We start from the raw sequence: 14,336 nt of genomic DNA on the forward strand, positions 1-14,336 counted from the left end.
ATAGTAGAACATTTTACCAAAAGTTAAAAACCTGTTCGTTGCCGCACCGAGTGAATGTTGACTCAACCGTATGCCACCGTGCGCCAATGCAACGCGGCTCAGATCGCCCAACCACCCGCGTAGAACGTCACCAACGCAATGGCAATAATCACCGTGCCCGCATTCAGCTTACGCCATTCCCCGGCAAAAACGCGCCCGATAACCAGCGACCCGAAACCCAGCATAATACCGGTTACAATATTGCAGGTCAGCACAATAAAGGTGGCGCACAGCAAACCGGACATCGCGTCGACAAAATCGCCGAAATCCAGCTTGGCGACGTTGCCAAGCATCAGCAGCCCGACGTACATCAGCGCCGGCGCAGTGGCGTAGCCCGGCACCAGGTAGGATAACGGCGATAAAAACAGGATCACCAAAAACAAGATACCGACGATGGTGGCGGTTAAGCCGGTTTTGCCGCCGGCGGCGGTGCCGGCCGCCGATTCAATATAGACTGCTGCCGGGGAGGCACCCACCAGGGAGGAAAAAATACTGCTTAATGAATCGGCCGTCAGCGCTCGACCACCATTAATAATCTGCCCATGCTTATCCAGCAAATTCGCCTGCCCCGCCACGGCGCGGATGGTGCCGGTGGCATCAAATACCGCCGTCATCACCAGTGCCAGTACGCTGGGCAACACCGCCGGTTGTAGCGCCCCCTTTATATCCAGATTAAAGATAAGCGAGTGACCCTGGGCATCGGACAAAGTGGGCAGGGCAAATAATCCTCGGTAGCTGACGTTGGGATCGAAGATCAGACCCAGCAAGGATATTGCAATAATGACCAGCAAAATGCCACCAGGCACCCGCAGCTTCTCCAGGCCGAAGATCGCCGCCAATCCTACCAGCGACATAATGACCGGGAACGAAGCAAAATGCCCTAACGCCACCGGCAAACCTTCTATGGGATTTTTCACCACCAGACCGACACCGTTGGCGGCAATGATCAGCAAAAACAAGCCGATGCCGATCCCGGTCCCCTGGGCGACACCCAGAGGGAGATTATGCAGGATCCACGAGCGAATGCCGGTGGCAGAAATCAGGGTAAACGCCACCCCCATCAGGAATACCGCGCCGAGTGCCACGGGGACACTAATATGTTGGCCCAAGACCAGGCTAAAGGCGGTAAAAGCAGTTAAGGAAATGGCACAGCCAATCGCCATGGGCAAATTAGCCCAAAGCCCCATCAACAGAGAGCCGAACGCCGCCACCAGGCAGGTGGCGACAAATACCGCTGCCGGCGGAAAACCAGCTTTGCCCAACATCGCAGGCACCACAATCACCGAATACACCATGGCCAAAAATGTGGTCAGACCGGCCAGCGCTTCTTGGCGGATGCTGCTGCCCCGTTCGGATATTTTGAACCAGGCATCAAGAGCGCGAAGCGGCTTGGCGTCCCCGCCGGCCGGTTGGGTGGAGCTGGACATGGCAAATCCTCTAAAATGAAACGCGAATCGTCGTGAGTGGTCCCAATGACCGGATATGATTATGTGGCGTCCCTCCCGGTTATTCCGTCATGCCGGACTATAGCCTGGTCGCCGATGACATGCCGTCCGGCCGTCGCGGTGAAACCCTGGCGCGACGAGAAAAGATAGATATCGGGGAAAGAACGCGAGGGCAAAGATTATCCGACCCCCTTGGGGGGGATTTCAACGTAAAATTCCACTAAGCAGCATGTTTATTGATTTACATGCGGTCTCAAGCAGTCACTCATTATGCTGTTCACGCTTTTTAGCACGTTGATAGGCCGGACGCTGTCGCAGTTTATCAATATAGGCTTGCAGTGCGGGATATCCGTTGATACCCACCCGCGCCGCTAGCCCCTCCAGAGGAAAACTCATTTGAATATCCGCCGCACTGAACCGCTCGCCGGCGAACCAGGGATACTGGCTTAAATGGCTTTCAAGATAACGGCAATGGGTCAGCAATTGCGGATCAAGATACTTTTGTGATACCCCTTTGCCTACCGCTGCTCCAATCGGCCTGGCCAGCCAGGGTACCGGGGGTTTGCTCAACATTCCGAAAATCAGTTTCATGACCAACAACGGCATTAGCGACCCTTCGGCGTAGTGCAACCAATAGCGGTAACGAACCCAACTGTCATCATGGCTATCTGCGGGGGAGAGTAGATGAGCGCTATCGTAGCGGTCCTCCACATAGTCGATAATCGCTCCCGACTCCGCCAGCGTGAGCTCGCCGTCGGTAATAATAGGTGATTTCCCCAGCGGGTGAATACGTTTTAACGACTCCGGGGCCAGCATATTTTTTTCACGTTGGTAATACGTCACGTCATAGGGCAGATCGAGTTCTTCAAGCAACCATAAAATCCGATGTGAACGTGATTGATTCAGGTGGTGGACGGTAATCATCACATGCTCCTTTGGCCATTATCCAATGATCACTGTAGCCCACTTGAGCCTTTGCAGCAGTCTAAAACGACACAGAATAACTCAACATCAGAATTACCGGGCCGACCCGCACCGATAGTGAGTGCCCTGGCGGTAGCGTTAAGCCCTAACCATCAAGACGCGACCGGGCCGGTTTATCCTATAAAAAACTGCACGCAGCTCACGCCGGTGCAGCCTACGAGTACCGTAATCGACGAGTGTAATAATCGACGCTTAGAAATCGACGGTCATCGATACCTTCGCCTCACGGGGGTCACCTTGGGTCAAGTAACCGCCGGTGGCCGATGCCCAGTATTTTTCATTAGTGACGTTTTCAATCGCGGCACGCCAGATGATAGTGTTTCTCGGCAGGTTCATATTGTAGCGCACACCTAAATCCAGTCGGGTCCAGTCATCCACTTTAAGCTGGTTGGCCTGGTCTGCATATTGCGAACCGGTATGAATCACTTTGCCGGTAGCGGTCAGACCGGTCAGGCCGGGGAGGTCCCATTCGCCGCCGACCACCATCTGGTAGCGCGGGACGCCGACGGCATCATTGCCGTTATAGGTGCCATCTTGGGTTTTGGTCAGTTGCGGATCCATCCAGGCCATGCTGCCGTTGATACGCACGCCAAACAGGGGCTCACCAAATACATTGAGCTCCAGGCCGCGGTTGCGCACTTCACCATTATTACCAAACACATAACCGTTACTGGACGGGGTATAAACACCGACCGGTTTTTTGATTTCGAACAGCGCCAACGAACCGGCAACCCGGCCATAATCCGCTTTGATCCCCACTTCATTTTGTTTAGAGGTTTCGATGCCGGAAACCTGGCCGCCGTTGCTGACAAGGACACCGTTATACTGCGTACCGGCGGTTTCGCCAGCCTGCAACGCTTCGATATGGTTGGCGTAGAGGGAGATATGATCCCAGGGCTTGACCACCAGGCCGAAGGCCGGCGTGACCTTGGTTTGATCAAACGAACTGCTTTGCGCGCCGGTATAATCATAGTTATACACCACCACGTTTTGACGCCGTAGCCCGCCGGTGAACTGCAACCGGTCGTCCAGTATGGAAAGGGTATCGGAAAGCGCCACACCATAGTTACGCACCCGGTTAGTCACGCCGGGATCCCCCATATCGCCGCCCGAATAAAGGTCAGTCATGGGTTCGCTGACATTAACCGGGTGATAGATATTTTCACTGATGGTCGTCCCGGTCAGGGTATAGGCAGAGCGGGTTCGACTATAAAGGGTGGACATGCCCAGGTTGACGTTATGCTTGACAAAACCGGTGCTAAATTTGCCTCGCACCCCCGCTTGGCTTGAGAGACTGTCGGAAAAATAGGGCACGGTCATTCGGCTCATGGTGGCATCGCCATCGTCACCGGACAACGTCGGTGACGCATATTTTCCATATTCATGGGTGTGGTTGGCGCCCACCGCGCCATAAGTGGTCCAGGCATCCGTCAGATCATATTCAGCCCGCAGCATGCCAAACTCATTTTCCGTATCGGTAAAGGCCCATGGCTGACCATAGTTGCTGGTGGCGGAAGGTGCCTCGGGGATTTTGGTGGCGGTTCCGAGATAGACCACCGGCCGTCCGCCGTGCACGGTTTGCTTGACCACACCAACGTCAAGGGAGCTCCGGAAACGGTCGCCTCGGTAATCCAGGCCTACCGATCCCATGGTCATCCGACGCCGTTCATCATCAATGGCGGTGCCGCCCTCGCGGTGCGCACCGTTAATCCGCACGCCGAACTGATTGTTATCGCCATAGCGGCGGGAAAGGTCAAAGGCACCGCCCTCCTGGGATGTAGAGGTATAATCCAGGGATACCCGGTTGAGCGGTTCGTCTCCGGCGCGTTTGGGCTCGACATTCACCGTGCCGCCAACCCCGGTACCGCCCGGGGGCACACCGTTAAGGAAGGCACTGGATCCCTTGAGCAGTTCTATGCGTTCGGCAAACTCGGTGGGCAACATCTGCCGAGGTAAAATACCATAGAGGCCACCATAAGAAATGTCGTCGCCATCAAGAGAAAATCCCCGCACTACGAAAGTTTGCGCATAGTTGCCATAGCCATAGCCGCTTTGCACCGAGGCATCGTTATTCAATACATCCGCCAATGACCGCGCCTGCTGATCCTGGATCAGCTTCGAGGTAAAACCCACGATGCTAAACGGCACGTTATTGGCATCCTGTTGCCCTAAAAAACCTAACCGTCCGCCGTTGGCAATCTGGCCATCCAAAAAGGCTGGCACCAGTTGATCACCACCCGCACGAAACGTGTTATCCGGCGCGGCCACCACGGTAATGGTATCAGCCTGGCCATTAACCGGCGTCGCGCTGACCGTTTTGACGGTGTTTAGCGTAGAGGTTGCAGTGGCGGTGGTCGCAGCAAAAGCCACCGCGCTGGTGGCGGCGGCATAGACCGGCAAGGCCAGCGCGGCACAGCCTGCACGGAGAGTCACCGCCAATAGGCACGGTAGGAATGCGTTGCGCTCAACGGGGGAAAAATCGGCAGTACACATGGACACAAAACCTTTATTGAATAATAATGAGAATGATTCTTATGCGAATTCAGGATTATGCTAAAGGTAAATAAATATGCAAGTAAATACTTCCAAAAGTATCAACTTTCTTGCTTAAAGATAAGAAAGCCGTGGAGTGCGCCGCCGACATCGCCAGGCGTTTTTTATTGGCCGCACCGGCCGGGTCAGTGTGTTTTTCGGCGGCGGACTTATGCACACCGACTACTGCATTGCCGGTACTCGAGCCTTTTTTGCAGTTGCACCCTGACGAGGATCGAGCGGCCGTAATATCCATGTGGTCGCAATGGTATTTTGCCCGCCTGCTGCCCATATGGACACGAATTAACCTGCTGTATCGCTGGCAATTGCCGTCTGATCCACAAGCCATTCGCTTTTGCCTTGAAGATACCGGTGTGCCGCGGGGATTCCTGCTGGATGATGATGGCGAGCAAATCGCTCCCGGCACCAATATTTTTGCCCGCTTTCACCCCCTGGTGACCGGGCATTTACACCCCCTATGCCAAACGCTGAGCCACCTGGCGGGGATAGCACCGAGCTTATTTTGGAACAACGCAGCCATCCGCATCGCCTACGGTTTTACGCTGGCACAAGAGCAAGGTTTGAATACTACCGACGCCGACCCGTTACTGACCAGTAAAACACAGCCTGATGGCACACTAAACCGGCTGTTTGCACCCGTACGGCACATTGATGACACCGAGGGCGGCAGTGCACACATGATTCGTCGCCAGTGCTGCCTACGTTACAAACTGAGCGATGCCGAGTATTGCCCGAGTTGTCCGCTACTGCTGGCGGAACGGCGTAAAAATCGCCGGGTTTGACTACATTTTTTTCCTTATCCCTGACGGTAATGTCATCTTAATCTCATTGGATCAACCTGATAGGTAGAGCGTTAGTTATCGCTTACATACTCAGAAGAATCCCGGTGCGGGCGTAATAACGGCGATAAGCTCAAGAAGTGCATCGTTTAACACCGGGATATTTGCAGTACCGTGCCGCCGACGAGGAACTGCGGCAACTGCCCTTACCTTGCGCCTGGCGCAAAACACTGCCACTCGCCTCAGATAAGCACGCCGCCGGAGGCTTCGATGCGTTGGCCGGTGATCCAATGCGTTCCGTCTGATAATAGCGCCGCCACTGCGCCACCAATATCATCCGGCAAACCTACCCGGCCCAACGCGGTAGCCGAGGAAATTTGCTGGTTTATTTCTTGATTATCCCGCACCAACCCGCCGCCAAAATCGGTTTCAATTGCACCGGGGGCAAGTGCGTTGACGCTAATACCACGGGCGCCCAACTCTTTGGCTTGATAGTGGGTCAATACCTCCAACCCGCCTTTCATCGTGGCGTAGGCGGCCAATCCCGGCGAGCAAAACCGGGTCAGTCCGGTGGAAATATTGATTATCCGCCCCCCGTCGTTGATTAATGGCAACAGTTTTTGTGTCAGGAAAAAGGGGCCTTTAAGATGAATATTGAACAGTTGGTCAAATTGCTGCTCGGTGGTATCGGCAATGTCAGCATAAAGGCCAATCCCGGCATTATTGACCAGAAAATCAAAACGCTCGCACGAGAAGGTTTTGGTTAAAATTGCCTTCAACTCCTGAGAAAACGCACCAAAGCCGGCGCTGTTACCCATATCCAACTGCAGCATCACTGCCCGCCCCCCGGACCGTGCGATGTCATCTTCCAGCACCCGTGCCTCGTCGGCTCGGCTATGATAGGTACCGATAATGCCCACACCCTGAGCAGCCAAATGCATGGCGATATTTTTCCCCAATCCACGGCTGGCGCCGGTAATCAACGCAATTTTTGTATTCATGACATTTCTCCTAAAACAATTGAGACGTGAGGAACTGGCTGTGTTCTAGCTTATTAGACGGCAGTCACTCGATAAACCCGATAAAATCGGAAATACTGTTCGCGAGGGGTGAACAATAGCGGAGGAAGAATGATGATGAATAAACTGGAACTCCTACGCAGCTTTATTCGTGTCACGGAGTTGTCGAGCTTTACACAGGCAGGGGAGAGCCTTGGCCTGCCTAAATCCACCCTGTCCGAGCATGTCCAGACGCTGGAAGCCTTTATGGGCACGCGGCTGTTGCACCGTACCACACGTCGGGTCAGCGCCACTCAGGATGGATTGGTATTGTATGAACGCGCTAAAGATATGCTGGCGAATATGGATGAGCTGGAAGGACTGTTCCGCCAGGATGGGCAAGTTCTGTCAGGCAGACTGCGCATAGATATGCCTACCGGCTTTGCCCGCAGCCTGGTATTACCGCATCTGGTAGAATTTTTGCATCAGCATCCACTCGTGCAAATCGACGTCAGCTGCACCGATCGCCGGGTGGATATGATACGTGAGGGTTTTGACTGTGTGCTGCGTATCGGGGAAGTAGCCGATAGCTCTCTCGTGGCGCGGCGACTAGGCTGGTTGCCTATGATCAACTGTGCTAGCCCGACCTATTTAGCCGCTCACGGACTCCCTCGCATTCCAGCGGATCTTGCCGGGCATTTTCTGGTTCATTATGTGGCTCAACTCGGCGCTAATCCTGGGCAGTTCACCTATTCTCATCAGGACAAAATTGAGGGGGTAGCGCTGCCAGCCTTGGTGACCGTCAATAATGTTGACGCCTATGAAGCCGCTTGTCTCGGCGGACTTGGCATTATCCAGGCTCCCGCCATCGGCTTTGACGACTACCTCTCCAGTGGTCGTTTAGTCTCCATATTGACCGAATACCGGGCGCCCCCAATGGAAATTGCGTTGATGTACGCCCACCGGCGCTATTTGCCACAGCGAGCCAGGGTATTTATGGACTGGCTCGCCGAGTTACTCAAACCTTATATCCTGTCTTAACAGCCCCACCTTCATACGACCAACAATCGCTTCATCCGCTCATGGCGAGAAACTTGCGATACTTATTCAAAACCTAGGTTCTTTTGGTGGATGAACCATGACTCTACCGGGGAATTGGGTAATCTGTGGATAGAGAGTGACGCACAACAACTGTTGACAACGGTCAACATCCCATTTATCATCCTCAACATGAAGAGATAGACGATGAAGGAACATCCGAACAAACATATTCAGGCCGCCATTGAGTATGCCCTCTCTGCAGGCTGGTACTTTCGGCAAGGTAAAGGACACGCATTTGGCCGGTTGTATTGTGGCATTGCCGTACATCATGAACACCAAATGAGCATTTGGTCCACACCGCGCAACGCTGAAAACCATGCCAAACAAATTTGTCGCAAAGTTAATAATTGCCGGTAAATAGCACTGGATCACTGATAAATGGCGGATATCGCCACTGAAGGAGCAAATTATGGAACTGTATAATTTCGCGCTTACCCTGACAGGTGTAACCGCCGACACCAAAGGCCTGGAGGATGCCCTGTTCGACAGCGGCTGTGATGATGCGCTGGTCTGCTTCTACGGCAAATCCGTATACCTTGAATTTGATCGCGAAAGCGACAGCTTTTGCCAAGCGGTATTCAGCGCCATCAGGGATATCGAGTCCGCACCGCTGGGTGCAAAAGTCTCCTCGGTGGATGCCAATCTGGTGGGTTTGAGTGATATCGCCGAATTATCCGACATGTCTCGCCAAGCCATTGCCATGCTCAAAGACGGCACCCGCGGTTCAGGCGATTTTCCCGGACCGATCCAACGAATAAAAGGCATATCACCACTCTGGCGCTGGGCCGACGTAGCCGAATGGTTAAGCACAAGAGGCAAACTGGACGCTAAATTGGCCGTAAACGCTCGACAGCTTGATATTATCAATCTTGCGTTGCAATTACGTGAAACCAGCGCGCGGGATAGCATAACGCAATACTTGGCTATGTTGGAACATCCCCAACAACTCGCCGATTTTTGCCATTAAACAGGTCATGTTTGGTACGCAGCGGCTCGCGCAATATCTCGCAGTTGTCGGTAAAAGGAAACGATGAAATGTCAGCAATTGCCATAGGACTGCATATCGGTCAAGAGGAAACGGTTATCACGCTCATGGGCGCCGATGCAGCAAAGCGGGTTTTGGTGTTACAGCTCGGTAGTCAAAGGATTGCGCAGCATTATTTTCATCATGTTCCACCTACTCCAGATGAAATGGAAAACGCCATCATGGTGGTCGAGGATGAAATATCCCGCATCCGCCATGACATTCCCGCCGGCTCGCAACTGTTCAGCAACGACCCCCTGCTACTCAACATAGCCCTGCTTGCAGGCGTAACGCCCAGTAAATCACCTGAGTTATCCCTGGCAGCCACGGAACTCACATTTGATCGTCTGGCCCGGGTCATCAACGGCCGACCAGCACATGTCGAAGGCTTACCCGAAGAGCGGGACTTCGCCGCCACTCTGCTGATTTTACGTGAATTTATGCACCATTTGGCGTTTGACAAGATCGTCATGGTGAGTTGACGGACTGAGTGAGTATTGCAGCCAATGCATTTTTTCCCTTTGGCGTCATGTTCATACCACGGCTATCAAGATGGCGAGTCACCCAGGCATGTTGTTCAAAAGCATTCAGGATGGCTGCGCCCAATTGCCCGCCAAGATGCGGGCGTCGTTCACTCCAGTCGAGACACGGGCAAGCGAAACGCCGTCTGGTTGTACCGGAGGAACAATCAACACCGATCTCAGTCAGCGCGGCATACCCTAAAGGCGTTAGTGTGGTTCCGTCATTGCTTAGCCAAGTTGAAACGATCATCTGCTCGTACAGCGCAACGGCAACTTCACCGGCCAGATGATCATAACAACGTCGGATGTGACGCAAATAAACGGGAGTACGTATTGGAATGGCTACTGTCTGCGTCTGCTCCCATGATAACCCCATCAACCGTTCCATGATGTCAGCCACTTCCGGTCCGGCTAACCGGTAGTAACGATGCCTTCCTTGCGAAAGATATTTTATCAGTCTGGTTTGCGTGAGTCGGGCAAGGTGCGCACTGGCAGTGGAAGGCGAAATGTCCGCCACGGCACTAAGCTCGGTTGCGGTATACGCACGGCCATCCATTAAGGCGCACAGCATCCTCGACCTGGATCTATCGGCCAATGCGCTTGTCACTGCGGTCAGCGCATCCTCAAGATGTTCATGTTGGTTATGCTGCCCGACAACAGACTTTTCAGGTGTTACCGGATACGGTTGCCTCATTTCTATTCCTCTTTGTGAGACACGTTGCAACCCGCCCATATCTGCGTGAGCCGCCTGGCCCTTATAGCATCATCCACCACCAGAATGAGTTGATTATGATGATCGCTATATTGGGTAATAATATTGATATTATTTTCTGCCAATGTTGCGCAAAAAGTGCCCAGTTGCCCAGGAGTTTCTTGATCGAGTCGCCGGATCAGCACCTCGTTAACCTCTTCCACCACAATACCCTGCGCCTTAAGTGCTGCACAGGCTGTAGTGGCGTCGTTTACCAAAAAATGGGCATGTCCTTTTTGCCCGAAGGTAAAAACTCCGCCGCCTTCGAGGCTTACGCCGGCCGCACCTAATATATTGCCAAATTTGCCCAATTCACCTGGGATATTAGCCAAAATAACGTAAATATCGTACACGTTTGCCCCTAATGGTGTTGATGTATAGGCAAGCGTAGCCCGACTAATAAACCAATGCTTTGTTGTCCAACGAAGCGTTGCAGGCCCAACCCTGAGTATTGTCTTGGCACAACTTATTGAATAGAGGATTTATCATGGGAAATTATGTCGCCAACATCATTTGGCATCGCAATAACGAGGAACGTTTCACCGATCAAAAGTACAGCCGCGTACATCAATGGAATTTTGATGGCGGCATTCAGGTCACCGCGTCATCATCACCACTGGTGGTAAAAAAGCCCTGGTCCATGGAAGAAGCGGTGGACCCAGAGGAAGCCTTTGTCGCCGCGCTGTCCAGTTGCCATATGCTGTGGTTTTTATCTATTGCCGCATCGGCGGGGTTCTGCGTTGATCATTACCATGATGCGGCCCTTGGCCACATGAGTAACAATATCAAAGGCGAAATGGCGATGACTCGCGTTGAACTTAACCCAAAAGTATCGTTTAGTGGAAAGACGATTCCGACGGAAAATGAGCACCTCTCACTTCATCATGAAGCACACCGTCATTGCTACCTGGCAAACTCAGTCTTGACGGAAATACGTATCAGACCAGAACTGGCGTGACCACATCAGATTAAAGGCGAAACCTGAAGGATATGGGGATCACAGGTTAATTGCGTCTGCACACATCTTCTGGAATAAATTTATGCTGCATTGACAGAAGATTACGCTAAAAAATGCATGATGTTCACACGAAGACAATCGAGTTAACGCGGAGGCCATTTGAAAATTTCAGAAGTCATTATCGGCAGTTTTTTTCTCCTTATATCAGCCGTTTCTGTCGCCCAGTCAAGACCCGACGCCCCCGTAAACCTCACGGTGAACAGTCTCCATCATATCAGCCATCAGACAAACATTGCTGATACCGCCGAAGTCCCCGATGAACACTGCAGAGAGTCCTCAGAGCGGGATTTTCACCATGCGCAGTAGTGTAGGGTAAACAAATAGGCGTACCCATCATCAATGATGAACGCTGGAGTTACGATAATTTCTTGATTTAAAGCATAAATTAAAAAGCCTCCGATAAATCGGAGGCTTATAATGGAATTATTGACAATTGTATCTAAGGTCAACTTTAGAACGGTTAGATTTACCTGATGAATCACGACTGAGTGTGTAATTAACAATAAAATGCTGTATATATAGGGACTTGAGCATATAAACACCCAAAAAAATACATAAAGTGTAATGTTTTTTGTAAAATTACCCATAACATCCGCTGTTAAACATTACATTGTTGCCTAAGACTACTAAGTATATGGATCAGCCACAAACCACGTCTGGCATGGGGCAATTCTGTTTTCGTTAGGTTGCCCGTTGCCTCTCAATCTCAGCCAGCAAGTTCTGGATTAACCCTGCGGCAAAACGCTGCCGCCCAACAAGTTCGTCTTCGTCGTCCTCGCCGTAGAAGCGTGCGTAGGCAACAGCCCCCACCTTCTCATAGCCTTCGCCATGCTCGTCGTCCCCAAAGCGCCTTGAGAGCGCCGCTAGCCCGTCCTGCATAGCCTCTGGGTGCTGCTCGGAACAAATACGTTCAACGAATAGCGCTGCGACTTCCTTTATCGAGCCTGAGTATCTGATCACGTGGATTAGGTCGGCGGCATCCTTCCTCTCCTGGCGTTGATCCAGAGCCAGTGCTTTCAAAATGACAAATGCTGGCACGTCCGCAAATCGCACGATATCTACTGATAAGCCATCACCATCCAAGAGTTGGGCAGAAATTTCCTTCTGCTGATACCAATCGTGAACAATTCGAGCATGTTTGATTGTGAGTGCCGATACTTTTTCCCCATCGACGCTGATGATCCGGCCAGGTTCCTCATCACCAGCATCCCGGAGAAGTTCAACGACTACCTCGATGTGGTCATTGACCTTGCGGCGCCAGCGCCAAGATGCAGACTTTCCCTCTTCGACCCATCGGGTGAAGTCCCGTGCTTTTAACTGCTGCGCAAGGCTAGCATATTCATTGCCAGCTGCCAGTACTTCCAGGTTTAACACAATGTCCACGTCAGAAGTCCCCGCATGCATAGGAACATCAGGCGGAGTCGCTGGCGTGAGATAACGAGGAACCAAGCCACCGACAAGTCTCAGGGTGTCCTTAAGATTCCCAAAGGCGCTCAGTAGTGTGAGCAATGTCCTCTCACACGCCGAAGTAACATCTTGATCGTATCCAGCCGCTGTACGAGGCTTCAGTCCTGTTGCCATAATGACTCCAAACGTTTCCTAAGATGGTCAGCTAATTCTTTGTTGCGGCCTCGACCATCCAGCAAGTCCAGGTAAAGAATGTAAGGGCTTGCGAAAAAGACAGGGTCGCCCAGGTGCATATCCCGGTAAAGTAAGCTCGCGGGTTCGCGTTCGATGAGTGTAACGTTCGCCCCTTTACTGACGGGTTTCAGGCCTAGCAGGTTAGCCATCCTCTCTGTGTAGCCCTTGGGGACTATAATCTCCGCCCCCTCAGTACTGGTCAGCAACGGAGCGTAAACATTCGCCGCCGCAGCACCTGTAAACGCCCACGGATAATCCACCTTCTGACGGTCGATCCTTTCCGCAAGGTGAGCTAGCAGATGCTTGGGATTTTCGACAAAGGTGTACCACTTCGACTTCTTTTCTTTGCGCTCCTTCCACTGTTCAGACCAAGCGTCCAAAAGCTTACTAGGGTGAGTGAGCATTCTGCGCTTGTTCGGCCCTCCACCAGTAGACTCCACCCACTCACGCAACGTCAGCTCCTGCAACACGAGAGAGCAGGTGTACGAGGAAGTTTCGGCTTGTTCGGCCAGTTCTGTACCAGTTAGCCATCCATGACTATTTATCAGAAGTGCATGGATTACACTTTCACGAGCCTCAGTGAAAAGGTCAATGCCCTGTGTGTTCTTTTTAGAACGATGAGAAGGCTTTTCGATATTGATGAACCAGCCATCGTGCTTTAAATAAAGGTTGCCTCCCAACTCGAATGAGGCGATATTCTGTTCCTTAAGCTCCTGCTTAGCACCTGGGCTCAATACGTCTGCCGCGAGCAGTCCAATAGCTTCGTGATGATGACGAGTTTCGTGTATGCTTCTGTGGAGTTGGTACACGGCATTCCTCAAGTCTCTTGGGTAAACCTTCTTTTTGACTTCGACAAAAATCTGCAGGGTTTTCCCCGGAGCCTTAATTACGATCATGCCATCAAGCTCCGTCCCATGTAGCTCGTGTGAAGCATCGAGCACTGAGGCTTCAGAGCCGAATGCCTCAGCAAGAGCCTCCACCAGTGCATCCAGCATCTGCCTTTCGAATTCAAACCCTGAACGATGTGAGTAATGTTCCATAACATTAGCCTCCAATGCATTATTAGCTGAACAGCAAAAAAGGTCACATCAGCTAAGATTTAGGCCTTATACTATCATTAGCTGGTCAGCTAGCAACCCCTTATAGACTAAGCTTTGTATTAATCAACGGGAGCCGGTCGCCTGCCCTATAGCTGACAATATGGAGCTTAGATGAAAGCGTGGATTATCAGACTTTTCATCTGATAGTTAGTAGTATAATATTCCACCCTATTGATATATAACGAGGTATTCATGAAAAATCAGGTTGAAATCGAACTCCAAAGATTGATAAGGGCGCGGTATGACGCCGCGTTCGAAAATTGGAGTGAATGGAAATGGTTAGAAATCGGGCCTGGCGCCGTCACCATATATCTCGGTTAAAATCTAAGAGAAAAACATATCGAACTGCGGTGGCTAAAACACCGAAAGTTGTAGGGAAAAT

Annotated in this window: 14 protein-coding genes; 6 read left to right on the plus strand and 8 right to left on the minus strand. The window is 51.9% G+C overall.

The annotated features are described in order from the left end of the window. Positions 1-98: 98 nt before the first annotated feature. The 3 genes from SJI19_RS20470 to SJI19_RS20480 form a co-directional block, all read right to left on the minus strand. Positions 99-1,466, minus strand: coding sequence for an NCS2 family permease (locus SJI19_RS20470; RefSeq protein ID WP_323480115.1), 1,368 nt, complete (start codon positions 1,464-1,466; stop codon positions 99-101). Positions 1,467-1,745: 279 nt separating this feature from the next. Beyond that, positions 1,746-2,408, minus strand: a complete 663-nt coding sequence (locus SJI19_RS20475) for a glutathione S-transferase (protein WP_323480116.1) — start codon at positions 2,406-2,408, stop codon at positions 1,746-1,748. A gap of 252 nt (positions 2,409-2,660) precedes the next feature. After that, positions 2,661-4,961, minus strand: a complete 2,301-nt coding sequence (locus SJI19_RS20480; RefSeq protein WP_323480117.1) for a TonB-dependent siderophore receptor — start codon at positions 4,959-4,961, stop codon at positions 2,661-2,663. A gap of 110 nt (positions 4,962-5,071) precedes the next feature. Here SJI19_RS20480 and fhuF point away from each other — a divergent pair, with 110 nt between their 5' ends. Next, positions 5,072-5,803: a siderophore-iron reductase FhuF gene (fhuF, locus tag SJI19_RS20485; protein WP_323480118.1), complete on the plus strand. Its 732-nt coding sequence runs from the start codon at positions 5,072-5,074 to the stop codon at positions 5,801-5,803. Between the two features lie 239 nt (positions 5,804-6,042). On the opposite strand, the gene SJI19_RS20490 is transcribed toward fhuF, so the two are convergent. After that, on the minus strand, positions 6,043-6,801 hold the full coding sequence (locus SJI19_RS20490; protein WP_323480119.1) for an SDR family NAD(P)-dependent oxidoreductase: 759 nt from the start codon (positions 6,799-6,801) through the stop codon (positions 6,043-6,045). A 135-nt stretch (positions 6,802-6,936) separates the two neighbouring features. Here SJI19_RS20490 and SJI19_RS20495 point away from each other — a divergent pair, with 135 nt between their 5' ends. The 4 genes from SJI19_RS20495 (at position 6,937) to SJI19_RS20510 (ending at position 9,405) form a co-directional block, all read left to right on the plus strand. Next, positions 6,937-7,839: a LysR family transcriptional regulator gene (locus tag SJI19_RS20495; RefSeq protein WP_323480130.1), complete on the plus strand. Its 903-nt coding sequence runs from the start codon at positions 6,937-6,939 to the stop codon at positions 7,837-7,839. Positions 7,840-8,043: 204 nt separating this feature from the next. Continuing rightward, positions 8,044-8,256: a hypothetical protein gene (locus SJI19_RS20500; protein ID WP_323480120.1), complete on the plus strand. Its 213-nt coding sequence runs from the start codon at positions 8,044-8,046 to the stop codon at positions 8,254-8,256. A 52-nt stretch (positions 8,257-8,308) separates the two neighbouring features. After that, positions 8,309-8,866: a DNA-binding protein gene (locus tag SJI19_RS20505; protein WP_323480121.1), complete on the plus strand. Its 558-nt coding sequence runs from the start codon at positions 8,309-8,311 to the stop codon at positions 8,864-8,866. 68 nt (positions 8,867-8,934) lie between these two features. Further along, on the plus strand, positions 8,935-9,405 hold the full coding sequence (locus SJI19_RS20510) for a hypothetical protein (RefSeq protein WP_323480122.1): 471 nt from the start codon (positions 8,935-8,937) through the stop codon (positions 9,403-9,405). On the opposite strand, the gene SJI19_RS20515 is transcribed toward SJI19_RS20510, so the two are convergent. Further along, positions 9,392-10,138, minus strand: a complete 747-nt coding sequence (locus SJI19_RS20515; protein ID WP_323480123.1) for a metalloregulator ArsR/SmtB family transcription factor — start codon at positions 10,136-10,138, stop codon at positions 9,392-9,394. The two genes, SJI19_RS20510 and SJI19_RS20515, sit on opposite strands and share 14 nt — an antisense overlap. Positions 10,139-10,140: 2 nt before the next feature. Continuing rightward, a complete protein-coding gene (locus SJI19_RS20520; protein WP_323480124.1) occupies positions 10,141-10,548 on the minus strand; it encodes an amino acid-binding protein in 408 nt (135 codons plus the stop codon). 134 nt (positions 10,549-10,682) lie between these two features. Between SJI19_RS20520 and SJI19_RS20525 the strand changes: the two genes are divergently transcribed. Further along, positions 10,683-11,153, plus strand: a complete 471-nt coding sequence (locus SJI19_RS20525) for an OsmC family protein (protein WP_323480125.1) — start codon at positions 10,683-10,685, stop codon at positions 11,151-11,153. A gap of 741 nt (positions 11,154-11,894) precedes the next feature. Here the strand turns inward: SJI19_RS20525 and SJI19_RS20530 are convergent. Together SJI19_RS20530 and SJI19_RS20535 are read right to left on the minus strand one after the other, a co-directional pair. Then, entirely contained in the window at positions 11,895-12,794 is a 900-nt protein-coding gene (locus tag SJI19_RS20530) for a hypothetical protein (RefSeq protein ID WP_323480126.1), read from the minus strand. Further along, positions 12,779-13,894, minus strand: a complete 1,116-nt coding sequence (locus SJI19_RS20535; protein WP_323480127.1) for a type IV toxin-antitoxin system AbiEi family antitoxin — start codon at positions 13,892-13,894, stop codon at positions 12,779-12,781. The genes SJI19_RS20530 and SJI19_RS20535 overlap by 16 nt, the downstream gene beginning before the upstream one ends. Between the last annotated feature and the right edge of the window lie 442 nt (positions 13,895-14,336).

It is taken from the genome of Acerihabitans sp. TG2 (assembly GCF_035013185.1).
Classification (GTDB): domain Bacteria; phylum Pseudomonadota; class Gammaproteobacteria; order Enterobacterales; family Enterobacteriaceae; genus Acerihabitans.

What these genes read in the sequence shown, in the direction of transcription:
- SJI19_RS20470 (WP_323480115.1), bottom strand. Translation starts at nt 1,466, where the DNA reads ATGTCCAGCTCCACCCAACCGGCCGGCGGGGACGCCAAGCCGCTTCGC.
- SJI19_RS20475 (WP_323480116.1), bottom strand. Translation starts at nt 2,408, where the DNA reads ATGATTACCGTCCACCACCTGAATCAATCACGTTCACATCGGATTTTA.
- SJI19_RS20480 (WP_323480117.1), bottom strand. Translation starts at nt 4,961, where the DNA reads ATGTGTACTGCCGATTTTTCCCCCGTTGAGCGCAACGCATTCCTACCG.
- SJI19_RS20490 (WP_323480119.1), bottom strand. Translation starts at nt 6,801, where the DNA reads ATGAATACAAAAATTGCGTTGATTACCGGCGCCAGCCGTGGATTGGGG.
- SJI19_RS20495 (WP_323480130.1), top strand. Translation starts at nt 6,937, where the DNA reads ATGAATAAACTGGAACTCCTACGCAGCTTTATTCGTGTCACGGAGTTG.
- SJI19_RS20500 (WP_323480120.1), top strand. Translation starts at nt 8,044, where the DNA reads ATGAAGGAACATCCGAACAAACATATTCAGGCCGCCATTGAGTATGCC.
- SJI19_RS20505 (WP_323480121.1), top strand. Translation starts at nt 8,309, where the DNA reads ATGGAACTGTATAATTTCGCGCTTACCCTGACAGGTGTAACCGCCGAC.
- SJI19_RS20510 (WP_323480122.1), top strand. Translation starts at nt 8,935, where the DNA reads ATGTCAGCAATTGCCATAGGACTGCATATCGGTCAAGAGGAAACGGTT.
- SJI19_RS20515 (WP_323480123.1), bottom strand. Translation starts at nt 10,138, where the DNA reads ATGAGGCAACCGTATCCGGTAACACCTGAAAAGTCTGTTGTCGGGCAG.
- SJI19_RS20525 (WP_323480125.1), top strand. Translation starts at nt 10,683, where the DNA reads ATGGGAAATTATGTCGCCAACATCATTTGGCATCGCAATAACGAGGAA.
- SJI19_RS20530 (WP_323480126.1), bottom strand. Translation starts at nt 12,794, where the DNA reads ATGGCAACAGGACTGAAGCCTCGTACAGCGGCTGGATACGATCAAGAT.
- SJI19_RS20535 (WP_323480127.1), bottom strand. Translation starts at nt 13,894, where the DNA reads ATGGAACATTACTCACATCGTTCAGGGTTTGAATTCGAAAGGCAGATG.